This is a genomic window from Halobacterium sp. R2-5, assembly GCF_011734195.1.
Taxonomy (GTDB): domain Archaea; phylum Halobacteriota; class Halobacteria; order Halobacteriales; family Halobacteriaceae; genus Halobacterium.
In genome coordinates, this window is sequence record NZ_JAANTH010000002.1 from 59949 (window position 1) to 81610 (window position 21662).

A 21662-nucleotide genomic window follows, 5' to 3' on the forward strand; every position below is an offset into this window, starting at 1 on the left:
TCGGCGACCGCGGGCTTAGCGTTTGGGCGGGACCGGCGCGCTTTTGACGGGGCGGCCCGCCAACTCTGGCAATGTCCGAGGACCTCGTCCAGCTGCTCCGCGACGCGGACGCCGTGAAGTTCGGAGAGTTCGAGCTCGCCCACGGCGGCACCTCCGAGTACTACGTCGACAAGTACCTCTTCGAGACGGACCCCGACTGCCTGCGTGCCATCGCGGAGGCGTTCGCCGAACGCCTCGACGCGGACGCGAAGCTCGGCGGCGTCGCGCTCGGCGGCGTGCCGCTCGCCGCCGCGACGGCCGTGGAGGCCGACGTGCCGTACGTCATCGCGCGCAAGCAGGCCAAAGAGTACGGTACGGGCAACCGCATCGAGGGCCGCCTCGAAGAAGGCGAAGAGGTCGTCGTCGTCGAAGACATCGCGACCACGGGGCAGTCCGCCGTCGACGCGGTGGAGGCGCTCCGCGAGGCGGGCGCGGAAGTCGACCGCGCGCTGCTCGTGGTGGACCGCGAGGAGGGCGGCCGCGAACTGCTCGCCGAGCACGGCGTCGAGATGGAGGCGCTCGTCACGGCGAGCGACCTGCTGGACGCCGAGTGACGCCTCGCGGCTAGTACCCGCGTTTGTGATTTCTTCGCACTCCAACTGATTCGAGGTATTCAAGTTTGTGGAAACGTGCCTACCGGTATGAACCGAGCCGAGAAGGCCGCCCTGCAGCTGCGGGCGGTCGACGTGTTGCGCACGCTGAAGGAGACGCGGACGTACGACGAGCTCTCCGCGGAGACCGGCCTCCCGGCCGGCGACCTGAACCGCTACGTGAACGGCCACGTCCTCCCGAGCGCCGAGCGCGCCCGCGAGGTCGTCGAGGACGCCGGCGCCGACCTCCTGCGCGAGGAGCTCGAAGCCCGCGTGCGCCTCGACGACGAGGGCTACGTGGACAACTCCGGGGTCGTCTTCGACCAGTCGTTCCTCGACCTCGTCGCGCCGGTCGCCGCCGAGACGTTCGACTTCGAGCGCCCGGACGTCGTGCTCACCGCGGCCACCGACGGCATCACGCTCGCGGCGTCGCTGGCGTCGTACTACGGCGCGCGCTGCGCGTACGCCAAGAAGTCCAAGGAGACCGCCGTCGAGGAGTTCATCGAGGCGCGCAAGCGCTTCGAGTCCGGCATCGAGCTCACCTACTACCTCCCCGCGTCCGCCATCGACGCCGGCGAGACCGTCCTCGTCGTCGACGACCTCATCCGCTCGGGCGAGACCCAGGAGATCCTGCTCGACATCGCTGCCGCCGCGGACGCCGACGTCACGGGCGTGTTCACGCTCATCGCCGTCGGCGACGACGGCGTCGAGCGCGCCCGCGAGCTCACCGACGCCCCGGTCGGCGCGCTCGCCGAGCTCGAATAACGCGCCCGACCCCAGTTTTGGGCACGTTCGTGCACTTTATGGGTGGTTCTTCACCTCCAGACGGCACGCCCTTCCAACGTGCATAACAACGCTTAAGCGGGCGGTGTAGTTATGCCCGAACGTGCATCATAATGGGGCTCGCTGACTACTTCGGCTTCGACGAACACGACACGGACCTGCGCACCGAGGTCCTCGCTGGCGTGACGACGTTCCTCACGATGTCCTACATCGTCGTCGTCAACCCCGCGGTGATGACCCAGGTGACCCAGGACGGCGAGGTCGTCAAACCCGGCATCGCGCTCGCGAACCACAGCTACGCCGAGACGGTCCAGATGCTCGCCGTCGTCACCCTGTTGGCGTCGGCGGTCGCCATGCTCGTGATGGCGTTCTACGCGAACCGCCCGTTCGCGCTCGCGCCCGGCCTCGGACTCAACGCGTTCTTCGCGTTCACCGTCGTCGGCGCGCTCGGCATCCCGTGGCAGACCGCGCTCGCCGCCGTCGTCACGGAGGGCGTCGTCTTCATCGTCCTCACCGCGGTCGGCGCCCGCGAGTACGTCATCAGCCTCTTCCCCGAACCCGTGAAGTTCGCCGTCGGGACCGGCATCGGCCTCTTCCTCGCCATCATCGGCCTCGAAGCGATGGGCGTCATCGTCGGGGACGCCGGCACCATCCTCGCGCTCGGCGACCTCGCGCAGAACCCGGTCGCCATCCTCTCCATCGTCGGCCTGTTCTTCACGCTCGCGCTGTACGCCCGCGGCGTCACCGGCAGCATCATTCTCGGCATCGTCTCGACCACCGTCGCCGGCGCCGCCCTCACGTTCGCGGGCGTCGTCGAACCCGGCGTCCTCATCGACGGGTTCGTCCGCAACGGCGGCTTCGCCGCCGGCCAACTCCCGCAGGCCCAGTACGACATCACGCCGCTGGCCGGCGCGTTCGTCTCCGGCTTCCAGAACGTCGAGGCCCTCAGCTTCGCGCTCGTCGTGTTCACGTTCTTCTTCGTGGACTTCTTCGACACCGCCGGCACGCTCGTCGGCGTCGGGCAGGCGGGCGGCTTCCTGAACGAGGACGGCGACCTCCCGGACGCCGACAAGCCCCTGATGGCCGACGCGGTCGGCACCACCGCCGGCGGCATGCTCGGCACCTCGACGGTCACCACGTACATCGAGTCCGCGACCGGCATCGAGGAGGGCGGCCGCACCGGCATGGTCGCGCTCGTCGTCGCCTGCCTCTTCCTCGCGTCGCTCGTGGTCGTCCCGCTCGCCGCCGCGATTCCCCAGTACGCGAGCCACATCGCGCTCGTCGTCGTCGCGCTGCTGATGCTCGGCAACGTCACCGCGGTCCAGTGGGACGACGTCACGCACTCCATCCCCGCCGGCCTCACCATCCTCGTCATGCCGTTCACGTACTCCATCGCGTACGGCATCGCCGCCGGCATCGTCTCCTACCCCGTCGTGAAGGCCGCGACCGGCGAGTACGACGACGTCTCCCTCGGCCAGTGGCTGCTCGCGGTCGCGTTCGTCGTGTACTTCTTCGTGCGCACCAGCGGCGTCCTCCAGACCGTCGCCTAGGTCCCGCCGCTACCCCGCCGCTCTTCTGCGTCGACGCCGTACGGGCGCGTGTGACGCTGGAACTGTACGCTCTCCCGGGCTGCCCGTACTGCGCGAAGGTCAAGACCAAGCTCGACGAACTCGACGTAGAGTACGTCGAACACGAGGTCCCGAGCTCGCACAGCCAGCGGACCGAAGTCGAGGAAGTCAGCGGTCAGACCGGCGTCCCCGTGCTCGTCGACGAGGAGCACGGCGTCGACGGGATGCCCGAATCGGACGACATCGTCGACTACCTCGAAGAGACGTACGCGTAACGCGCGCTCTCTTCGTCCGAATTTTCCGAGAAACAGCGGTCCGAGCCGCGGCGCTACCGACCGACGGCGGTCGTAGAGGAGTGGGGCGGCGTCGTCAGGCTTCCTGGGGGTCGCCGCGGTCCGCGAGCAGGTCGCGGAGGTCGTCGGAGTCCTCGACGTCTTCGAGTTCCTCGCGCTCCACGATGGCGGTGTCGTCGACGGATTCGCGGGACGCCTCGTCGACGACGTAGACGGCTCGCGTGTGCGTAATCGCACCGAGCGAGCTCATGATGCGGGCGCGCTTGACCGCGGCGTCCGTGAACGACGAGTGGCCGGTCAGCAGGCGGTCCGCGCGCGAGGCGTCCTCGCTGACGGCCTTGAACGGCGCGCGGTCCGTCGGGTGGACCTCGAAGCCGACGCGGGCGAGCACCGACAGCACGGGCACGTCCTCGGGGTCGGCCTCCGGGTCGTCGGGCGTCGGGTCGGCGTCCCGGACCTCCTCCGCGCCGTCCATCACCGAGACCGGCGAGGTGAGTTCGCCGCCGAAGAGGTCTTCGAGCTCCATCGCGACCTCGATGCTGGCGTTCATGCCGTCCTCGTACTTCGAGACGGTGCGCCGGGAGACGCCGAGTTCGCTGGCGAGCTGGCCGAGGCTCAGGTCCTCCTGCTGGCGGCGGTCCGCGAGCACGTCGCCGTCGATGTTCACGTAGAGGCCGCCGGGCGCCGCGTAGATGAGCGGCGGGACGCCCTCCACGAAGAACTCCATCGCGGTGTCGGGGCTGAGCACGGGCACGCCGTGGCGGAAGTAGACGACGCCGGGCTTGAGCTCCTCGTCGCGGGTGCGCAGGCCGATGACCATCGGCGTCGCGTCGAGGTACGTGCCGAGCCGCCGCATCTCCGCGCCGGTCGGCGCGTCGAAGGCGTCGATGTTCCCCAGGATCTTCACGAGGATGACGTCGTTCTCTCGGCGGGCGGCCACGTCGAAGCTCTTGGGCCGCGTCGCGCACCGGTCGCTCACCGTGAACCCCGCGTCCGCGAGCATGGCGGTGACGTTCTCGATGAGTACCGACCGTGACATACTCGTGGATAAGCCGTCGGCGACATATATGCGTTGTGCCGATACGGCGGCGCTGCCCCGCGGTTTCGGTCATTCGGCCGCCACTATCCCGGTCGGGACCGGAAGCGCGAAAAGCGGGGCTCCCCTACCACGGAGGCGATGACGGTCGTCGCGCTGGACGACACTGACTCCCGCGAGCGCGGGATGTGCACGACGTACGCGGCCCACCTCGTCGCCGAGCGGCTGCGCGACCGCGGCGCGAGCGTCGAGCGCGTGCTGCTCGTGCGCCTGAACCCCGCCGTCGAGTACAAGACCCGCGGGAACGCCGCGCTCGCCGTCCACGCCGACGTCGACCCCGACGTGGGTCTGGCGGTCGCAGAGGAGGTCGTCGCGGAGGCCGCGGAGACCGACGACCCCAGGACGAATCCGGGCGTCGTGGTCGCGCCCGACGCCGACGCGCCCGAGCCAATCGCCGAGTTCGCCGAGCGCGCGATGCGCGAGCACCTCGACCCCGGAGAGGCCCGCGCGCTCGCGGCTACCCACGGCTACGACACCGCGCAGTGGGAGAATGGCCGCGGCGTCGTCGGCGCGCTCGCCGCCGTCGGCGCGTGGTCGGCGTTCGACGACTGGACGTACGAGCGCATCGACTATCGCGAGCCCGACCGCTGGGGGACCGAACGAAACGTCGACGCCGAGAGCGTGTTCGCCGCCGCGGACGCCGCCTACCCGGACGCGTGGGACACCGTCGACCGCGAGGAAGGGGAGCTGGTCTGCGTGCCGCACACGCCCGGCCCCATCCTCTACGGTATCCGGGGCGACGACGCCGACACCGTCACCGAACTCGCCGATTCAATCGAGAGCGAGCCGGTGTACGCCAGCGAGCTGTTCGTCACGAACCAGGGGACGGACGCCCACCTACGGGACGCCGCGCTCGCGGACCTCGAAGACGGTCGTGCGTACCGCGCGGACGCCACCGTCGCGAGCGAGCCGGAGACGCGGCGCGGCGGCCACGTCTTCGTGTCCGTCGCGGACGACGCGCGCGTGGAGTGCGCGGCGTTCGAGCCGACCAAGCGGTTCCGCGACCGCGTGCGCGCGCTCCGACCCGGCGACCGCGTCACCGTCTGCGGCGAGGTCAGCGGCGGCACGCTCAAACTGGAGAAGTTCGCGGTCCGCGACCTCGAGGAGACGGAATCCGTGACGCCGACGTGCCCCGACTGCGGGACGTCGATGGAGAGCGCGGGCGCCGGGCAGGGCTACCGCTGCCGGGACTGCGGCACGTCCGCACCCGGGAAAGTCGAGCGCGACGTCGACCGCGACCTGGAACGGGGGTGGTACGAGGTGCCGCCGTGCGCGCGTCGCCACGTCGCGAAACCGCTGGTCAGGGGCGAGTGGGACGCGCTGGTCCACCCCGAGCGGTAGCCGCCGTACAAGTGTCTTCTGCTGCTTGCCACTGCGAACCAAACGCCCACAACGCTTTATCCGACTACGGAACGAACGTACGTCCATGCGCCCCGACCGCCGCAGCCCCGACGAGGTTGGCGCCGCTCGCGAGACGACGGACCGCGACTCCGTCGCGGGACGACTCGCCGCGCACGTCGAGGTGCAGGACGGCGAGCGGGCGTGTACGCTGTTCCCCGCGGACGCCGACGCCGACGACCTCGTCACCGAGTGGATGACCGCCGAGGGCGACGCGTTCGTCTCGGTGGCCGACCGGCGGTAAGCGAGACAGTCGGCCCCGCGCTCGCAGCCGTTACTTCTTCAGGCCGCTGCCCGTCAGTGCTACGGCCACGTCGTCGCCGGCGACGCCGCGCTCGCGGTACGCGTCGAGCCCAGCCACGGCGACGGCGCTGGTCGGCTCCACGTAGAACCCGTGCTCGTGGAGGTCCGCCAGCGCGGCCTCCGTCTCCGCCGCGTCGCACGCGATGGCGTCCCCGCCCGTCGCGTCGATGGCGTCCAGAATCTGGCTCTTCCGGGCGGGCTCCTGAATCTGGATGCCGTCCGCGACGTCGTTCGTCCCCGCCGCTTCCGCTCCGTGGAGCGCTTCGACGACTGGCGCGACGCCCGTCGCCTGCACGCCGAGCAGCTGCGGCACGGAGTCCGTCCAGCCCGCTGCTTCGAGCGCGCGGAAGCCGCGGTACGCGCCGAGGAACAGCGTCCCGTGCCCGAGCGGCAGCACCACGGCGTCCGGAACGGTCCAGTCGCGTTGGGCCGCGAGTTCGAGCGCGAACGTCGACGTCCCCGCGTAGAACGCCGGATTCCACGCGTGGCTCGCGTACCACGCGTCCCCGCCAACTGCCTCTTCTACACAGGCGTCCGTGACGTCCTGCCGGCTCCCCTCGACGCGCACCGCCGTCGCGCCCGCGGCCTCGATGGCGTCGAGCTTCGACTGCTTGGCGTCCGCGGGCACGTAGACGTCGGCGTCGATGCCGGCGCGCGCGGCGTACTGTGCGACGGCCGCGCCCGCGTTCCCCGAGGAGTCGTCGACGACGCGCTCGACGCCGAGTTCGGCCGCCCGCGACAGCGTCAGCGCCGCGCCGCGGTCCTTGTAGCTCCCCGACGGGAACACGTAGTCGAGTTTGAACTGCGCGTCCCAGCTCGGCGCGTCCGCCAGCGGCGTCCACCCTTCGCCCAACGTCACCTCCGCGCCAATCGGGAGGAACTCGTCGAACGCCCACAGCCCCTCGCGGGGGTCGACGTCCGGCTCGTCGCTGTCCGGCAGCGGCCGCTCGGCGAAATCCAGCGCGTGCCCGCACTCGCAGCGCCAGGGCTCTGACGAGCCGGATTCGTAGGTTCGACCGCACGAACGGCATTCGAGACCCGCTGGCATCAATACTCGTCCACGTCCGTGCCGACCGAGCAGACGTACTCGCCGGTGGCGACCTGCGGGAGGCGACGGCTGCGCCAGAAGATGCCGTCGTTGTCGGCGGTGACGGTGGCTTTCAGGGTGCCGAAGACGTCGGTGACTTCGAACAGCGTCTCGCCGGCGCTGACTTCGTCGCCGAGGTCGCGCTTGAACTCGACGAGGCCGCCGACGGGGGAGCCGTAGCGGTCGAAGTCGGTGGCGCGAGTCTGGGGCTCCGTCTGGACGTCGCCGTCGAGGAAGCCGTAGTACCGGAGGACGTTGAACACGCCGTCGACGCCGTACTGGACGGACTCCTCGTCGAAGCCGACGCTGCCGCCGAGCTCGGGGTCGACGGTGGGGATGCCGTCGTCGGGGCCGGCGCGGGCGAGCTGGCCCTCGGGGCCCTTCTGGTCGAGGACGTGTCCGCAGCCGAACGCCTTCGCGAGTTCGAGGCAGTCGCTGTGCATGCGGTGGTGGCGGCCGCAGCGCACGCGCACCTCGTTGATCATGCGGGAGGTCGACCCCTGGTGGAGGTCGACGATGAGGTCGGCGTCCTCCGCGGCGGAGAACGTCGCGTGCGCGATTCGCTCGGACGAGGAGCCGTTCGCGCTGCCGGGGTACGCGCGGTTGAGCTTCGTGTCGTCGATGGGGTTGCGGTGTTCGGCGATCTGGAACGCGTGGAAGTTCGTGATGCCGACGACGCGCACCTCGCCCGCGAGCTCCGCGGGGTCGAGCTGGGGGACGACGCGGCGGAGCACGCCGACGCCGTTGAGTTCGTCGCCGTCGCTGGCTGCCTGCAGGTAGAGCGTCTTCCCGTCGCGTTCGCCGTTCACGACCGCGACCGGGAGACCGACCGCGGTGCCGTCCCGCATCTCCCCGACGGTGAGCCGACCCGTGTCGAACTCGCCGGGGGCCGCGGACGCGGTGCCGAGCGTAGTCATTACACTAATCCCACGCACGCGTCGCCTTGAGCGGTTCGGTCCCGAATCGGCGGCGTTTTCACGCGGCCGACCGAACCCCCGCGTATGTCCGAGCGGTCCGAGCAGCCGGCCGACACGGCGTCCGACCGCCCCGGCGTCGACAACTTCATGCGCGCGCTCGGCGTCGCCACGCAGGCCAAACGCGGGTTCGCGGTCGGCCTGCTGGTCGCCGCCGCGACGTACTACTTCTTCGTCGTGGCGTCCGGCGGGTCGCCGCACTCGACGGCGTACCTCGTCGCGCTGGCGGCGGTGCTCGCGTTCACGGTCGGCCTGCTCGCGACGCTGGCGTTCACGGTCGGCGCCGCCTACCGGCTGTCGCAGCGCCTGGAGTAGTTGGCTCCCCGAAGAAAACCTATTGTGTGCGGGCCGACTCCATTCCGGAGATGGCCGAAGACGACTTCCCGACCCGCCTCGCCGCGTTCACCGGCGACGACGCGGACGGCGGGGAGGGGTTGCCGTCGCCGTCGGCGGTCGTGGCGGGCGTGCTCGCGCCGCTGCGGGGCGCCGAGAAGTCATCGGGCGGCGAGCGTTTCGACGTCGCGGAGACCGACCACACCGAGCGGCGGTACGCGTTCTCGTGTCCAGTCGAACTCGCGGGCGCGGACTGCACGTCGCGGCTCGTCGTCCGGCGCGAAGACGGGTACGTGTACGCGAGCCACGGCGTCCACCCGCCCGAGAGCGGCGGGCTGCTCTCCCGCGTCCGCGGCTCGAAGACCGGCTACGACGCCCTCGACGTCGAGCCGGACCGCGTCGCTCGGCTCGCGAAGCGCCGACGCAAGGTCGTCGCCGGCGGCATCGACAAACGGGTCGTGACGCCGCGGCTCACCGACGATCCGGTGGGGTTCGAACTCCGCCTCGAAACCGCGGAGACGGCGGTCCTCTCCGTGACGGGGTACGGTGACGGCCGCGACTACCTCTCGGTACCGCTGCCGGACCTCGCGCTGCGCGCGCTCGCCGCCGAGCGCGACGCCCTCTAGGCGGCGAGCGCGCGCAGGCGGTCGGCGCCCGCCCGCGTCCCCTTCGCGAGCAGCACGTCGCCCGCTCGGACTGCGGTCTCGGGGCCGGGCTGGACGACCCACTCGTCGCTGTCGGCGTCCGGCCGCCGCACCGCGATGACGCGCATCCCGGTCTCGGTCGCGACCTCCTCCCCCCCGAGAGTCGCGCCGTCGAGCGTGCTGCCGGCCTCCACTGCTTCCCGGACGATGACCTCGTCGGACTCCTCGACGGCTTCCTGCACGACGACGTGGGTGTCGAGGCCGCGCAGCACGCCCTCGCTGATCTCGACCGCGGCGTCGCTGATGACCTCCGTCGCGGTCGCGATGTGGACGAGCCCGCGCAGCGACACCGGGTCCTCGACGCGGCCCGCCGCGCGCAGCGTCCACGCCTCGAAGCGGGACTTCAGCGCGTCCACCTCCGCTTCCAGCTCCACGACCTCCGCGGCGAGGTCCGTCGAGTCGAACAGCACGGCGCCGTACGCGAGGTCGACGGACAGCTCGCTCATGTTCTTCATCGTGACGACGGAGTCGACGGCGCGCTCCAGGTCGTCGAAGTCCGGCTCGGGGACCGCGGGCGGCTCGTAGGGTTCGCCGGTCACCGTCTCGTAGACGCCGCCGATGCGCTCCTCGGGGCCGCGCAGCAACAGCACGTCGCCGGCCAGCAGCGCGGTGTCGCGGTCGGGGTTGAGCAGCCAGTCGCCGCCGCGCCGGATCGCGAGCACGCGCACGCCCGTCTCGGTCTCCAGGTTCACGTCCAGCAGCGTGCGGCCGGCGTACGCGGAGTCGTCGGCGAGCTCCGCGCGCACCAGCGACTCGACGGCCGCCGGGAGCGCGCCCCGGATGGCGTCCGGCACGCGGATGTCTTCGAGGACGACCTTCGCGATGTCGCCGGCGGCGTCGCTGATCTTCTCGGCGGCGCCGACGACGCCGAGCACGGGCGCCAGCGTCTCCGCGTCCTCGGGGTTGCGCGCGGCCATCAGGAGGCTCATTCTCGCGCGCAACTGGAGGACGTCCATGCGTTCCTCCAGCTTGAGTACTTCCGCGGCCACGTCGTCGCTGCCGTGCAGCACCGCCGAGTAGGAGAGGTCGATGAGGAGTTCGGCGGTGTCTTTCATCTCCGCGAGGAGGGATTTCACGCTCGCGGGCTCGTACTCGACGCGGCCGCTCATGTCCGCGGATTCGACCCCGTACCCGAAAAACGTTCGCGTCACTCGGGGCTCCAGTCCCGGCTGTATGTGGAATATACGACCGTGAAGGAAACCGACACACATTAAGTAGAACCGTCAGAAACCGTAGGACATGGCCGACGAACTTAAGAAGGGTTTGGAAGGTGTGCTCGTCGCGGAGTCGGAGCTGAGTTACATCGACGGCGACGAGGGCAAACTCGTCTACCGCGGGTACACCATCGAGGATCTCGCGCGCGGCGCGAGCTACGAGGAGGTCCTCTACCTGCTCTGGCACGGCCGCCTCCCGAATCGGGAGGAGCTCGAGTCGTTCCGCGACGACATGGCCGGCCACCGTGAGCTGGACGACGACGTCCTCGACCTCGTCGCGGACCTCGCGGCCGCCGACGAGGACCCGATGGCGGCGCTCCGGACGGCGGTCTCGGAGCTGTCCGCGTACGACCCGGACGGCGACGCGGACCCGACAGACCGCGAGGCGAACCTCCGGAAGGGCAAGCGCATCACCGCGAAGATGCCGACGATCGTCGCGGCGTTCACACGCCTGCGCGACGGCGACGACCCCGTCGAGCCCCGCGAGGACCTCGGGCACGCTGCGAACTTCCTCTACATGCTCAACGACGAGGAGCCCGACGACGTGCTCGCGGACGTCTTCGACCAGGCGCTCGTGCTCCACGCCGACCACGGCCTGAACGCGTCGACGTTCTCCTCGATGGTGACGTCGAGCACGCTCGCGGACCTCCACTCGGCGATCACGTCGGCCATCGGCACGCTCGGCGGGAGCCTGCACGGCGGCGCGAACGCGAACGTGATGCGGATGCTCCAGGAGATCGACGAGTCCGGCAAGGAGCCAGTCGAGTGGGTTGAGGACGCCCTCGAAGAAGGCAAGCGCGTCGCCGGGTTCGGCCACCGCGTCTACAACGTGAAGGACCCGCGCGCGAAGATTCTCGGCGAGCGCAGCGAGGAGCTCGGCGAGGCCGCCGGCGACACGAAGTGGTACGAGATGAGCGTCGCCATCGAGGAGTACATCAGCGAGGAAAAGGGCCTCGCGCCGAACGTCGACTTCTACTCGGCGTCGACGTACTACCAGATGGGCATCCCCGTCGACATCTACACGCCCATCTTCGCGATGTCCCGCTCGGGCGGCTGGATCGCCCACGTGCTCGAACAGTACGAGGACAACCGTCTCATTCGGCCGCGCGCCCGGTACGTCGGGGAAGAGGACCGCGAACTCGCGCCTCTCGACGAGCGGTAAACGCGAGCTATCTACTGCGAGCGCTGGGAGGCGCGAGCAGGCCGACGAACCGTCGAACCCGCGTACTGCGCGGGTGAGGCGGTGAGGACGGCTTTTTGCCGGAGCTTTTTGCAAGCGACCGAAGGGAGCGCTGCAAAAAGGTCCTGGACGACCGCCTCATTCGGCCGCGCGCCCGGTACGTCGGGGAAGAGGACCGCGAACTCGCGCCCCTCGACGAGCGGTGATCGCGGATCGACACCGAGTAACCCGTTTCAGCTGTCGGCGGTCACTGCCCTCGGACACTCGGTGTCAATCGCCTATCAAGTAGGCTCACCGGCCCTCAGTCGGGCACTTTCACTTTCACTGCGCTTTGGTTGCTTTTATCACCCTCCCGGCCATTCGTCCAGTCGTCACACGCTCCGGTTCCCTCGATTCTCGGGGCGGCGGTACACCACCAACCGTTAACAGCGGCTGCGTCGTAGCCGGCGGCATGATCGGACTCGACGACGTCCTCGACGCCCGCGAACGCGTCGCGGACGTCGCCCGCCACACCCCGCTGGACTACTCGAACACGTTCTCCACGATGACGGGTGCGGAAGTCCACCTCAAACTGGAGTGCTTCCAGCGCACCGGCTCGTTCAAGATTCGCGGCGCCACCAACCGCGTCCGCACGCTCTCCGAAGCCGAGCGCGAGGCCGGCGTCGTCACGGCGTCCGCGGGCAACCACGCGCAGGGCGTCGCGCTCGCGGCGTCCCGGTCGGGCGTCGACTCGAAGGTCGTGATGCCCGAGGCCGCGCCCATCTCGAAGATCAAGGCGACGAAGAGCTACGGCGCCGAGGTCGTCCTCCACGGCGTCGACTACGACGCCGCCCAGGCTCGCGCCCACGAGCTCGAAGACGAGGAGGGCCGGACGTACGTCCACGCGTTCGACGACGAGCGCGTGATGGCCGGGCAGGGGACGCTCGGCCTCGAAATCGTCGACGACCTCCCGGAGCTCGACACCGTGGTCGTCCCCATCGGGGGCGGCGGGCTCATCTCCGGCGTCGCGACCGCCGTGAAAGCCCACGACCCCGACGTCCGCGTCGTCGGCGTGCAGGCCGAGGGCGCCTCGACCGTGGCGTCCTCGCTCCGGAAGGGACAGCCGCAGGCCGTCGACTCCGTGGACACCATCGCGGACGGCATCGCCGTGCGGCGGGTCGGCGAGAAGACGTTCCTGGTCATCCGGGAGCGCGTCGACGAGGTCGTCACCGTCTCCGACGACGAGATCGCGACCGCGCTGATGCTGCTGCTCGAACGCGGGAAGACCCTCGTCGAGGGCGCGGGCGCGACGCCGCTCGCGGCGCTCCTGGAGGGGAAGTTCGTCTACGAGGACGACGAGGTCATCGTGCCCGCGCTCTGCGGCGGCAACATCGACCTCAACCTCCTCACGACGGTCATCATGCGCGGGCTCGTCGACCAGGGCCGCTACGTGAAGGTGCGAACCGTCCTGAAGGACCGCCCGGGCGCGCTCAACGACCTCCTCGATGTCGTCGCCGACGCGCGCGCGAACATCTACGCCATCCAGCACGACCGCACGAACCGCGACATCGCGATGAACGCCACGGAGGTCGAACTCGACCTCGAAACCCGCGGCCCCGAGCACGTCGACGCGCTCCTCGACCGCATCCGCGACGAGGGCTTCGAAGTCACCGTCCTCAACGGCCCGCGGCCGCAGGAGTGATTCACGCCCGCCGAATCGCGTACTCGACGGTGAGGAACTGCGCGCCGCAGAGCCACATCTCGTGGGTCGCCAGCGCCACCGCGTCGCCGCCCGTCGGGTCGCCCACGTCGGGCGCTGCTACGGAGCCATCCGTCGGCCACACGTGGAATCGCTGGTCCGCCGGGAGCGCGAACCCGACCGGCGGTACGACCCAGTACAGCCCCGGGTCGCCGGCGGCCCTCGTGGTCAGTTCCACGCCCGTCGCGTCGCCCGCGCCGAGGTGGTCGACGCGCAGCACCGTCGAGAGGTTGCCGCCGGGCAGCGGCGCTGCGATGTTCACGAACCGCTCGCCGTCGCTCTCGTGGCTGGCGTACAGCGCGACGAACACCGCGTCGCCGCCCCCGTCCGTGCGAATCCACGCCCGCGCGCCGTCTCGCGGGTCGATAACCGGGTCGAGCGCGACGAACCGACTCTCGAGCCGGCGCCAGTCCTCGTCGCCCGGCCCGGGGAGGTTCAACTGCGCGACGCGGGACGTTATCGGGCTAGCGAGCGCCGCGCCCGTCCGGAACGGCCGGTGCCAGCGCGCACGAAGCAGCATCTCGTACTCGGCCGTGCGCTCGTAGAACCGCCGTACGTCGCCGGCGACCCGACCCGGGTCGAAGCCCTCTCGCGCGTACGCAGCCATGTCGTCCATCTCGCCCGCAATCGCGGGCGCGCTCGGGTCGGCGAGCCCCCGATGTGCGACGAACTCCGCGCCGATTCGCGCGCCGCCAGAGACGGGGCTGAACGGGACGCCCCGCGCCCGCCACGCCGACGCGCCCGCGAGCAAGCCGACGACGCCAGCGGCGGTTCGACCGCGCATACTCCCGCTTGCGACCGCACCGACCAGAGGTTTGCGGGCGCCGGCGGGGACGCGGGCATTTAATATGCGGCGCCGCGACGCATCTGCCATGAAGCGGACCATCGAGACGCCCGACGCCCCCGCCGCGGTCGGCGCGTACAGCCAGGCGACGACTGACGGCGACGTCGTGTTCACGGCCGGCCAGATTCCGATGACGCCGGACGGCGAGCTCCTCGACGACGAGCCCATCGCCACCCAGACCCGCCAGAGCCTCGAGAACGTCAAGGCCATCCTCGAAGCCGAGGGGCTCACGATGCAGGACGTCCTCAAGGTCTCCGTGTTCATGGACGACATCGACGACTTCGACGCGATGAACGACGCGTACGCGGAGTACTTCCAGGACAACCCGCCCGCCCGGTCGGCCGTCGAGGTCGCCGCGCTCCCGAAAGGCGTCGGCGTCGAAATCGAAGCCGTCGCCGCCCAGCGCGACTAGATGGACCGCTCCACGCTCGACACGCTGGCGTGGGGCGCTGTCGGCGCGCTCGCGTTCCTCGTGCTCGCACAGGGCTACCGGCTGTTCGCCGGCGACGGCGTCGGCTTCCTCCCGCTGCTCGGCGTCGCCGCCGTCGTCTTCGCCGCCTCCACCGGCGTCGCGCACCTCGCCGCAACCCGGCTGCGCTGACCCGAAAAGAAGGGTTTAAACGACAGACCCGGATAGATTACGACGGGCCGGGATGGCCGAATGGCAAAGCGCACGCCTGGAAAGCGTGTCCCCTTACGGGGTTCAGGGTTCAAATCCCTGTCCCGGCGCTTCTCGTGACGTAACGGCTCCGAGCGGCGCGTCTCGTCGCGCCGCGAGAGCCATCGTCGAGTGAACGCGAGGGATTTGCACCACGGCAGACCGAACGCGGTGAGGGCTGGCATCGGGTTCAAATCCCTGTCCCGGCGTTGTACCTTTTTACTCCTCGGGTGCGCTCGCTTCGCTCGCGCACCGCTCGTCGCAAAAATCTACGCTACAAACTCCCCGCTCGCTCTTCGTTCGCTCGCGGTGAAACGCGCGGCCGAGCCGCGCGTATGCTTGCTCCGCTATTGGGGATTTAGTGCCTGAAAGTCGCAGCCCACGCGGCTATGCGGGCGCGACTGTTCTCCGCACGGCCCAAGCGTTCTTCTCGTCGGCTGCCGAAGGTCACAGTATGAGTGACCGGGATTCTTCTGTGCCCGTCGAGGAGGACGAGGAGTACGTCGTGGACGTCGAGAGCATCGGCGAGGAGGGCGACGGCGTCGCGCACGTCGACGACTTCGTTGTGCTGGTTCCCGAAGGCGACATGGGCGACCGGGTGCGGGTGCGCATCGACCGCGTGGAGGCCGACTACGCGATGGCGGAGCTGGTCGGCCACGAGTCCGACGTCGCGTAACTTAAAGCCCCACTCTCCGAGGGCACCTCGTGGTAACGACTGTCACACTATTCGGCATCTGTAGTTATTTTGCGCGGGATTCACGGCGTATCGGCCGTTCCGACACGAGGCGACCTCGGGGTAACATAGGAACCTTTATATAGAATCACATTCAATCTTTCAGGTACCTATGGCACAACAGCAGCGGATGCAGGGTCAGCCCATGATCATCATGGGAGACGACGCACAGCGCGTGAAGGACAAGGACGCTCAGGAGCACAACATCTCCGCGGCGCGAGCCGTCGCGGACGCCGTCCGCTCCACACTCGGGCCGAAAGGCATGGACAAGATGCTCGTCTCCTCGATGGGCGACGTCACCGTCACGAACGACGGCGTCACCATCCTCCAGGAGATGGACATCGACAACCCGACCGCGGAGATGATCGTCGAAGTCGCCGAGACCCAGGAAGACGAGGCCGGCGACGGCACGACGACCGCGGTCGCCATCGCGGGCGAACTCCTCAAGAACGCCGAGGACCTCCTCGAGCGCGACATCCACCCGACCGCTATCATCAAGGGCTACAACCTCGCCGCCGAGCAGGCCCGCGAGGAAGTCGACAACGTCGCTATCGACGTCGACCCCGACGACGAGGACCTCATCCGCAGCGTCGCGGAGACCTCCATGACCGGCAAGGGCGCCGAGCTCGACAAGGAGCTGCTCTCCGGCATCATCTACCAGGCCATCAATCAGGTCTCCGTGAAGGCCGACGACGGTAGCGTCGTCGTCGACGCCGCGAACATCAACATCGAGACCCAGAACGGCCAGAGCGTCGGTAACTCCGAACTCCTCGTCGGCGGCGCCATCGACAAGGACCCCGTCCACGACCAGATGCCCAGCGAGGTCGAGGACGCCAAGATCCTCCTCCTCAACGAGGCCGTCGAGGTCGAGGAAGCCGAAGCCGACACCTCCGTCAGCATCGACAGCCCCGACCAGCTCCAGTCCTTCCTCGACCAGGAAGAAGAGCAGCTGAAGGAGAAGGTCCAGCAGATCGTCGACACCGGCGCGAACGTCGTCTTCTGCCAGAAGGGCATCGACGACATGGCCCAGCACTACCTCGCGAAGGAGGGCATCCTCGCGGTGCGCCGGACGAAGAAGTCCGACATCGAGTTCCTGACGAACGTCCTGAACACGTCCGTCGTCACGGACCTCGACGCCGCCTCCGAGGCCGACGTCGCCAGCGGCTCCGTCACTCGCGACGCCGAGGACGAGCTGTTCTACGTCGAGGGCCACGACGACGAGGCCCACGGCGTCACCATCCTCCTGCGCGGCTCCACCGACCACGTCGTCGACGAGCTCGAGCGCGGCGTCACCGACGCCCTCGACGTCTCCGCGCAGACGCTCTCCGACGGCCGCGTCCTCCCCGGCGGCGGTGCCGTCGAGGTCGAGGTCGCCGACCGCCTCCGCGACTTCGCGGACTCCGTCGAGGGCCGCGAACAGCTCGCCGTCGAAGCGTTCGCGGACTCCCTGGAGCTCGTGCCGCGCGTGCTCGCCGAGAACGCCGGCCTCGACTCCATCGACACGCTCGTCGACCTGCGCTCCGCCCACGAGTCCGGCGAAGCGCGCACCGGCCTGAACGTCCTCTCCGGCGACCTCGAAGACACCTTCGAAGCCGGTGTCGTCGAGCCCGCACACGCCAAAGAGCAGGCCGTCACGAGCGCCTCCGAGGCCGCGAACCTCGTGCTCAAAATCGACGACATCATCTCCGCCGGCGACCTGTCGACCGACAAGGGCGACGACGAAGGCGGCGCCGGCGGCATGGGCGGCGGTATGGGCGGCGGCATGGGCGGCATGATGTAAAATCGGTCTGAGACCGATTTTACAGCAGCCGACGGAGCTCCGCTCAGTCGGAACGATGTAAACCCACGTTTCGCCCTGCGCTCGCGGCGCTTCGCGCCGCTCGCTCGGCCAAAACTTGGGGGAAAAGCCCCGTCGGCCCACCGAAGGTGGGCCTCGGGGCCCGAGCGCTTTGCGCTCGGGGAATCGCGCGGCTTCGTCGCGCGAATGCTAGCCCCTACTGACCCGCTCCGCCTGCACCGCTCGCTGACCGATTCGCGATTTTCTTCCGGTAGTTCGCTCGACAGCCGAGCGGCCGCGAAAAACGGGGCCGGCTTACTCGTCGTCGATGTCGAGTTCGAACTGCTCGTGTTCGGCCGCGGCGTTCAGCACGACGCTCGTGTTGGACTCCTTGATGTCGGCGTCCGCGAGCAGTTCCTTGATGAGGGAGTTCATGTCGTCGGTGTCATTGAACTTCCCGACGGCGATGACGTCGTGGTCGCCGGTGACCTCGTAGACGGACACCATCTGCTTGTGGTCGCGGAAGCGGTCGGTGATGTCGGGGAGCGCGCCGCCCTCTACCTTGAGCTGGATGATGGCGGTGACGTCGTAGCCGAGCTGGTCGTAGTCGACGACGGGCACGTACCCCTCGATGACGCCCTCGTTTTCCAGGTCTTTGAGGTGGTTCGAGACGGTAGTGACGGATACGTCGAGCTCGTCGGCGAGGCTACGGAGGCTCGCGCGGCCGTCCGCGAGAAGTTCGTTGACGAGGTGCGCGTCGAGGTTTTCGTACGTCATATCTCCCCCTTCACCCTCCTCCGTATAGAAGTTTACGAATGTCCAGTTATCGGTTGGAAGCACAAATTTACGTTAACCCATACTGCTTTAATGGTGGACGGCATCGTCTGTCCTGTCCACACAAATGACGGACGGGAATCCTAGCGAGGGCCTCGGCCCGAGCGAGCAGGCGGTACTCGAAAAGATCGACGAACAGAACATCGACTTCCTCCGCCTCCAGTTCACGGACATCCTCGGCACCGTGAAGAACGTCTCGATCCCCGCGAGCCAGGCGGAGAAGGCGTTCACGGACGGCATCTACTTCGACGGCTCGTCCATCGAGGGCTTCGTCCGCATCCAGGAGTCGGACATGCGCCTCGTCCCCGACCCCGACACGTTCTCGGTGCTCCCGTGGCGCACCCGCGAGGACGAGGGCTCCGGCGGCGCCGCGCGCCTCATCTGCGACGTCATCAACACGTCGACCGGCGAGCCCTTCGAGGGCGACCCGCGGTACGTCCTCAAGCAGGCGCTCGACCGCGCCGAGGAGATGGGCTACACCGTCAACGCCGCGCCCGAACCCGAGTTCTTCCTCTTCGAGGAGGACGAGGATGGCCGCGCCACCACGAACACCAACGACGCCGGCGGGTACTTCGACCTCGCGCCGAAGGACCTCGCCAGCGACGTGCGCCGCGACATCATCTACGGCCTCGAAGACATGGGCTTCGAGATCGAGGCCTCCCACCACGAGGTCGCGCAGGGCCAGCACGAGATCAACTTCGAGTACGACGACGCCCTCTCGACGGCCGACAACGTCGGGACGTTCCGCACGGTCGTGCGCGCTATCGCGGCCCAGCACGACCTCCACGCGACGTTCATGCCTAAGCCCATCCCGCGCATCAACGGCTCCGGCATGCACACCCACATCTCGCTGTTCAAGGACGGCGAGAACGCGTTCCACGACGGCGACGACGAGTTCGACCTCTCGGAGACGGCCAAGCAGTTCACCGCCGGCATCCTCGAACACGCGCCCGCCCTCGCCGCGGTCACCAACCCGACCGTGAACTCCTACAAGCGCCTCGTCCCCGGCTACGAGGCGCCGGTGTACGTCGCGTGGTCGGACCGCAACCGCTCCGCGCTCATCCGGAAGCCGGCCGCGCGCGTGCCGGCCGCGAGCCGCATCGAGGCGCGCTTCCCCGACCCGTCCTGTAACCCGTACCTCGCGCTCGCGGCGCTCATCCACGCCGGCCTCGACGGCATCAAGAAGGGCCTGGAGTGCCCGGACCCGGTCCGCGAGAACATCTACGAGTTCGACGAGCAGAAGCGCGAGGAGTACGGCATCGAGACGCTCCCGTCGAACCTCGGCGAGGCCCTCGACGCCCTCGAGGAGGACGAAGTCGTCCAGGACGCCCTGGGCGAGCACGTCGGCGAGAAGTTCCTCGAAGCGAAGAACTCCGAGTACGACGACTACCGCGTCGACGTCTCTCAGTGGGAGCTCGACCGCTACCTCGAGAAGTTCTGAGCGCCCCCCCTCGACTTTTCTTTCGCGTCGACGGACCCGACAGCGACCGCTACCGGCCGAGAATCGGGAGTGCGACGAACGCCACGCCGGCGGCGGCGTGTGCGACGCCGACCGCTGGCAGCGCGACGTCGAACGCGAGCGTGAACGCGGCCGCGCCGCCGAGGACGGCGAGCACCGGTACTACCACTTTCACGGAGACCGCGTCGTGGAGCGCGCCGCGACGGGTGACGAGTAGCCAGCCGGCGAGCGCGCCGATCGTCCCGCCGAGTGCTGCGATCGGGTCCTCGACGGGGCCGACGACGACGACGGCGGCGGCGGCGGTCGCGACCGCGACGCCGAACCCGTAGCCGACGCGGCGCCGCGTCAGCGCGAGCAGCACGGCGACGAACGCCGCGCCCACGAGCGCGCCCGCGACGACGTCCGCGAGGTAGTGGACGCCGAGCACGAGCCGCGTGAACGACACGAACGCGATCATCCCCGCGGCCGCCGCGTACCGGCGGGTTCGCTCGCCGGTGTCGAGCAGCGCGGCGAGCGCGCCGTAGAACGCCGCCGACCCCATCGCGTGCCCGCTCGGGAAGCCGTTGCCCTCCTCGGGGATTCGCATCACGGTCTCGGGCGGCCGCGGCTCCGCGAACGCGCCCTTCGCGAGCACGACGAGCGCGAGCGCGCCGACGCTCGCCGCGAGCAGGCGCGCGCCGTCCCGCCGCGACAGCCAGCCCCGTTGCGGGCCGAACAGGTAGACGGCCGGGCCGACGGTCGTCACGAACCACGTGCTCCCGAGGTACGTCAACACCACGAACACCGGCACTAACGCGTCCGGGAGGCCGCCGGCGAGCGCGTCAGTGACGCCGGCGTCCCGGCCGCCGAGGCTCATTGCCGCCACGACCGCCAGCGGTCGGCGACGCGGCCGGGCAGTCCGATGGCGCTGAAGCCGACGCCGAACAGCACCATCAGCACGTACAGCCCGAGCGTGGAGAGCCACACCACGAGCATCGCCAGGATCGCCCAGCCGCCGGAGAGGTAGACGAACGCTCCGACGGTCATCGCGGTGCCGTACAGCAACACGAGGTACGGCCCCCAGCCGCGGGCCTTCCCGCGGCGCAGCCGCTGGCGGACGTACTGCTTGAGGTCGGCCTGTAGCTCGGATTTGCTCACGGTCTTGGCGTCGAGCTCCGCGCGCAGCTCCTCGACCTCGGCGCCGAGCTCGGCGACGTCTGGTGCCTCGTTCGGCGGCTCACGTTCCGGTTCCGGCGAGTCGTCGTCTCCGTGTCGGTCCGACAGCACGGCGTTGAATACCGCACCGAGCGTGATAACGATGCCGCCGAAGTACAGCCACGTCACCAACAGGAGCGCACCGCCGAGGATGCCGTACACCTCGCCGCCGCCCGCGTACGCGGTGTACAGGCGGAAGCCCTGTGCGAGCAGCGTCCACCCGATCGCCGCGAACACCGCGCCCGGCAGCGCCTCGCGGACGGTCATGTCGACGTCCGGGAAGACGTAGTACGCCGGCAGGAACACGAGCACGAGCGCGATGGGCAGCGTCAGCCCGCTGATGGCGGTGACGTACGGAATCACGGTGAGCAGCGGGAGGACGACGGCTAGCACGACCGCCGCGGCGACCGCGAGCGGCACCGTCACCAAGACGATGAGGGCGTCGACGATCTGCTCGGGGAGCGACTCGACCTCGTCGGCGCCGTACACCTTCGAGAACGCCACGTCGAGCCCGCGGAACAGCTTGAGCGCCGACCACGTCAACAGCAGGAGGCTGGCCACCGACGCGCTCGCGCGGCCGCGGTCGCTGGTTAGCGTCTCCCGGAGCGCCTCCTGGCCGGAGGTCGACAGGAACTGCGACATCGACTCGACGACGGCGTCGACCAGCCCGACGCTACCGACGGCCGTGCTGACCGCGACGCCCAGTACCAGTAGCGGGATCAGCGAGACGAACGCGTAGTAGGCGACGGCGGCCGAGAGGAACGTCACTTGCTCGTCGCTCGCCGTCTCTGCGACGCTGCGCACGACGCCGACGGCGTTCCCGATTCGTGTCACGGTACTGTCTTCGACGCGGGGCGACATAA

Annotated in this window: 23 protein-coding genes and 1 tRNA gene; 16 read left to right on the plus strand and 8 right to left on the minus strand. The window is 69.4% G+C overall.

All coding sequences use genetic code 11. The features are described 5' to 3' along the window. Positions 1 to 65 precede the first annotated feature (65 nt). The 4 genes from pyrE to G9C83_RS08805 all read left to right on the plus strand — a co-directional run bounded on the left by pyrE (position 66) and on the right by G9C83_RS08805 (position 3255). Positions 66 to 593: an orotate phosphoribosyltransferase gene (gene pyrE, locus G9C83_RS08790; RefSeq protein ID WP_208288761.1), complete on the plus strand. Its 528-nt coding sequence runs from the start codon at positions 66 to 68 to the stop codon at positions 591 to 593. Positions 594 to 680: 87 nt separating this feature from the next. Beyond that, positions 681 to 1394: a phosphoribosyltransferase family protein gene (locus G9C83_RS08795; RefSeq protein ID WP_167245773.1), complete on the plus strand. Its 714-nt coding sequence runs from the start codon at positions 681 to 683 to the stop codon at positions 1392 to 1394. 131 nt (positions 1395 to 1525) lie between these two features. Beyond that, positions 1526 to 2962, plus strand: coding sequence for an NCS2 family permease (locus tag G9C83_RS08800; RefSeq protein ID WP_167245774.1), 1437 nt, complete (start codon positions 1526 to 1528; stop codon positions 2960 to 2962). A gap of 50 nt (positions 2963 to 3012) precedes the next feature. Continuing rightward, positions 3013 to 3255: a glutathione S-transferase N-terminal domain-containing protein gene (locus G9C83_RS08805; RefSeq protein ID WP_167245775.1), complete on the plus strand. Its 243-nt coding sequence runs from the start codon at positions 3013 to 3015 to the stop codon at positions 3253 to 3255. Positions 3256 to 3349: 94 nt separating this feature from the next. On the opposite strand, the gene G9C83_RS08810 is transcribed toward G9C83_RS08805, so the two are convergent. Further along, the gene (locus G9C83_RS08810; RefSeq protein WP_167245776.1) at positions 3350 to 4312 is read right to left on the minus strand and encodes a transcriptional regulator; all 963 of its coding nucleotides are present in this window, start codon (positions 4310 to 4312) and stop codon (positions 3350 to 3352) included. Between the two features lie 138 nt (positions 4313 to 4450). On the opposite strand from G9C83_RS08810, the gene G9C83_RS08815 reads away from it, so the two are divergent. After that, positions 4451 to 5710: a tRNA(Ile)(2)-agmatinylcytidine synthase gene (locus tag G9C83_RS08815; protein ID WP_167245777.1), complete on the plus strand. Its 1260-nt coding sequence runs from the start codon at positions 4451 to 4453 to the stop codon at positions 5708 to 5710. Positions 5711 to 5795: 85 nt separating this feature from the next. Further along, positions 5796 to 6011 carry a hypothetical protein gene (locus G9C83_RS08820; protein ID WP_167245778.1) on the plus strand — a complete coding sequence of 72 codons (216 nt, stop codon included), beginning with the start codon at positions 5796 to 5798 and terminating at the stop codon, positions 6009 to 6011. A gap of 30 nt (positions 6012 to 6041) precedes the next feature. Here G9C83_RS08820 and G9C83_RS08825 read toward each other — a convergent pair whose 3' ends face one another. Both G9C83_RS08825 and G9C83_RS08830 read right to left on the minus strand, forming a co-directional pair. Further along, on the minus strand, positions 6042 to 7118 hold the full coding sequence (locus G9C83_RS08825; RefSeq protein WP_167245779.1) for a pyridoxal-phosphate dependent enzyme: 1077 nt from the start codon (positions 7116 to 7118) through the stop codon (positions 6042 to 6044). After that, positions 7118 to 8074 (minus strand): succinylglutamate desuccinylase/aspartoacylase family protein, encoded by a 957-nt coding sequence (locus G9C83_RS08830; RefSeq protein ID WP_167245780.1) that lies wholly within the window; start codon positions 8072 to 8074, stop codon positions 7118 to 7120. The genes G9C83_RS08825 and G9C83_RS08830 overlap by 1 nt, the downstream gene beginning before the upstream one ends. 84 nt (positions 8075 to 8158) lie before the next feature. On the opposite strand from G9C83_RS08830, the gene G9C83_RS08835 reads away from it, so the two are divergent. Next, positions 8159 to 8446 carry a hypothetical protein gene (locus G9C83_RS08835; RefSeq protein WP_167245781.1) on the plus strand — a complete coding sequence of 96 codons (288 nt, stop codon included), beginning with the start codon at positions 8159 to 8161 and terminating at the stop codon, positions 8444 to 8446. A gap of 50 nt (positions 8447 to 8496) precedes the next feature. Next, on the plus strand, positions 8497 to 9090 hold the full coding sequence (locus tag G9C83_RS08840; RefSeq protein ID WP_167245782.1) for a hypothetical protein: 594 nt from the start codon (positions 8497 to 8499) through the stop codon (positions 9088 to 9090). On the opposite strand, the gene G9C83_RS08845 is transcribed toward G9C83_RS08840, so the two are convergent. Next, positions 9087 to 10277 (minus strand): potassium channel family protein, encoded by a 1191-nt coding sequence (locus G9C83_RS08845; RefSeq protein WP_167245783.1) that lies wholly within the window; start codon positions 10275 to 10277, stop codon positions 9087 to 9089. The genes G9C83_RS08840 and G9C83_RS08845 overlap by 4 nt on opposite strands. Positions 10278 to 10407: 130 nt before the next feature. Here G9C83_RS08845 and citZ point away from each other — a divergent pair, with 130 nt between their 5' ends. Together citZ and ilvA are read left to right on the plus strand one after the other, a co-directional pair. Continuing rightward, on the plus strand, positions 10408 to 11544 hold the full coding sequence (gene citZ, locus G9C83_RS08850; RefSeq protein WP_167245784.1) for a citrate synthase: 1137 nt from the start codon (positions 10408 to 10410) through the stop codon (positions 11542 to 11544). A 469-nt stretch (positions 11545 to 12013) separates the two neighbouring features. Further along, on the plus strand, positions 12014 to 13243 hold the full coding sequence (gene ilvA, locus G9C83_RS08855) for a threonine ammonia-lyase (RefSeq protein ID WP_167245785.1): 1230 nt from the start codon (positions 12014 to 12016) through the stop codon (positions 13241 to 13243). A 1-nt stretch (position 13244) separates the two neighbouring features. On the opposite strand, the gene G9C83_RS08860 is transcribed toward ilvA, so the two are convergent. Continuing rightward, entirely contained in the window at positions 13245 to 14084 is an 840-nt protein-coding gene (locus tag G9C83_RS08860; protein ID WP_167245786.1) for a hypothetical protein, read from the minus strand. 88 nt (positions 14085 to 14172) lie between these two features. Here G9C83_RS08860 and G9C83_RS08865 point away from each other — a divergent pair, with 88 nt between their 5' ends. From G9C83_RS08865 to thsB, 5 genes are all read left to right on the plus strand, one after another. After that, entirely contained in the window at positions 14173 to 14556 is a 384-nt protein-coding gene (locus G9C83_RS08865) for a Rid family detoxifying hydrolase (protein WP_167245787.1), read from the plus strand. Next, on the plus strand, positions 14557 to 14745 hold the full coding sequence (locus G9C83_RS08870; RefSeq protein WP_167245788.1) for a hypothetical protein: 189 nt from the start codon (positions 14557 to 14559) through the stop codon (positions 14743 to 14745). Positions 14746 to 14791: 46 nt separating this feature from the next. Next, positions 14792 to 14873: transfer RNA gene (locus G9C83_RS08875), tRNA-Ser, on the plus strand. A 383-nt stretch (positions 14874 to 15256) separates the two neighbouring features. Beyond that, complete coding sequence (locus G9C83_RS08880; protein WP_167245789.1) at positions 15257 to 15478, plus strand: TRAM domain-containing protein; 222 nt, start codon at positions 15257 to 15259, stop codon at positions 15476 to 15478. Positions 15479 to 15647: 169 nt separating this feature from the next. After that, positions 15648 to 17315, plus strand: coding sequence for a thermosome subunit beta (gene thsB, locus G9C83_RS08885; RefSeq protein WP_347877793.1), 1668 nt, complete (start codon positions 15648 to 15650; stop codon positions 17313 to 17315). Between the two features lie 312 nt (positions 17316 to 17627). On the opposite strand, the gene lrp is transcribed toward thsB, so the two are convergent. Beyond that, entirely contained in the window at positions 17628 to 18089 is a 462-nt protein-coding gene (gene lrp, locus G9C83_RS08890) for an HTH-type transcriptional regulator Lrp (protein ID WP_167245790.1), read from the minus strand. Between the two features lie 124 nt (positions 18090 to 18213). Between lrp and glnA the strand changes: the two genes are divergently transcribed. After that, positions 18214 to 19587, plus strand: coding sequence for a type I glutamate--ammonia ligase (gene glnA, locus G9C83_RS08895; protein ID WP_167245791.1), 1374 nt, complete (start codon positions 18214 to 18216; stop codon positions 19585 to 19587). Between the two features lie 49 nt (positions 19588 to 19636). Here the strand turns inward: glnA and G9C83_RS08900 are convergent, their stop codons facing one another. Both G9C83_RS08900 and G9C83_RS08905 read right to left on the minus strand, forming a co-directional pair. Continuing rightward, a complete protein-coding gene (locus tag G9C83_RS08900; RefSeq protein WP_167245792.1) occupies positions 19637 to 20461 on the minus strand; it encodes a phosphatase PAP2 family protein in 825 nt (274 codons plus the stop codon). After that, positions 20458 to 21660, minus strand: a complete 1203-nt coding sequence (locus G9C83_RS08905) for a YihY/virulence factor BrkB family protein (protein ID WP_167245793.1) — start codon at positions 21658 to 21660, stop codon at positions 20458 to 20460. The genes G9C83_RS08900 and G9C83_RS08905 overlap by 4 nt, the downstream gene beginning before the upstream one ends. Positions 21661 to 21662: the final 2 nt, after the last annotated feature.

Bases quoted from the DNA above. Each gene is read 5' to 3' on its own strand.
- G9C83_RS08840 (WP_167245782.1), top strand. From the start codon at position 8,497: ATGGCCGAAGACGACTTCCCGACCCGCCTCGCCGCGTTCACCGGCGAC.
- G9C83_RS08900 (WP_167245792.1), bottom strand. From the start codon at position 20,461: ATGAGCCTCGGCGGCCGGGACGCCGGCGTCACTGACGCGCTCGCCGGC.
- G9C83_RS08865 (WP_167245787.1), top strand. From the start codon at position 14,173: ATGAAGCGGACCATCGAGACGCCCGACGCCCCCGCCGCGGTCGGCGCG.
- ilvA (WP_167245785.1), top strand. From the start codon at position 12,014: ATGATCGGACTCGACGACGTCCTCGACGCCCGCGAACGCGTCGCGGAC.
- G9C83_RS08820 (WP_167245778.1), top strand. From the start codon at position 5,796: ATGCGCCCCGACCGCCGCAGCCCCGACGAGGTTGGCGCCGCTCGCGAG.
- G9C83_RS08860 (WP_167245786.1), bottom strand. From the start codon at position 14,084: ATGCGCGGTCGAACCGCCGCTGGCGTCGTCGGCTTGCTCGCGGGCGCG.
- thsB (WP_347877793.1), top strand. From the start codon at position 15,648: ATGGCACAACAGCAGCGGATGCAGGGTCAGCCCATGATCATCATGGGA.
- G9C83_RS08845 (WP_167245783.1), bottom strand. From the start codon at position 10,277: ATGAGCGGCCGCGTCGAGTACGAGCCCGCGAGCGTGAAATCCCTCCTC.
- G9C83_RS08870 (WP_167245788.1), top strand. From the start codon at position 14,557: ATGGACCGCTCCACGCTCGACACGCTGGCGTGGGGCGCTGTCGGCGCG.
- G9C83_RS08830 (WP_167245780.1), bottom strand. From the start codon at position 8,074: ATGACTACGCTCGGCACCGCGTCCGCGGCCCCCGGCGAGTTCGACACG.
- G9C83_RS08905 (WP_167245793.1), bottom strand. From the start codon at position 21,660: ATGTCGCCCCGCGTCGAAGACAGTACCGTGACACGAATCGGGAACGCC.
- G9C83_RS08810 (WP_167245776.1), bottom strand. From the start codon at position 4,312: ATGTCACGGTCGGTACTCATCGAGAACGTCACCGCCATGCTCGCGGAC.
- G9C83_RS08815 (WP_167245777.1), top strand. From the start codon at position 4,451: ATGACGGTCGTCGCGCTGGACGACACTGACTCCCGCGAGCGCGGGATG.
- citZ (WP_167245784.1), top strand. From the start codon at position 10,408: ATGGCCGACGAACTTAAGAAGGGTTTGGAAGGTGTGCTCGTCGCGGAG.
- G9C83_RS08800 (WP_167245774.1), top strand. From the start codon at position 1,526: ATGGGGCTCGCTGACTACTTCGGCTTCGACGAACACGACACGGACCTG.
- G9C83_RS08825 (WP_167245779.1), bottom strand. From the start codon at position 7,118: ATGCCAGCGGGTCTCGAATGCCGTTCGTGCGGTCGAACCTACGAATCC.
- G9C83_RS08880 (WP_167245789.1), top strand. From the start codon at position 15,257: ATGAGTGACCGGGATTCTTCTGTGCCCGTCGAGGAGGACGAGGAGTAC.
- G9C83_RS08835 (WP_167245781.1), top strand. From the start codon at position 8,159: ATGTCCGAGCGGTCCGAGCAGCCGGCCGACACGGCGTCCGACCGCCCC.
- glnA (WP_167245791.1), top strand. From the start codon at position 18,214: ATGACGGACGGGAATCCTAGCGAGGGCCTCGGCCCGAGCGAGCAGGCG.
- G9C83_RS08795 (WP_167245773.1), top strand. From the start codon at position 681: ATGAACCGAGCCGAGAAGGCCGCCCTGCAGCTGCGGGCGGTCGACGTG.
- lrp (WP_167245790.1), bottom strand. From the start codon at position 18,089: ATGACGTACGAAAACCTCGACGCGCACCTCGTCAACGAACTTCTCGCG.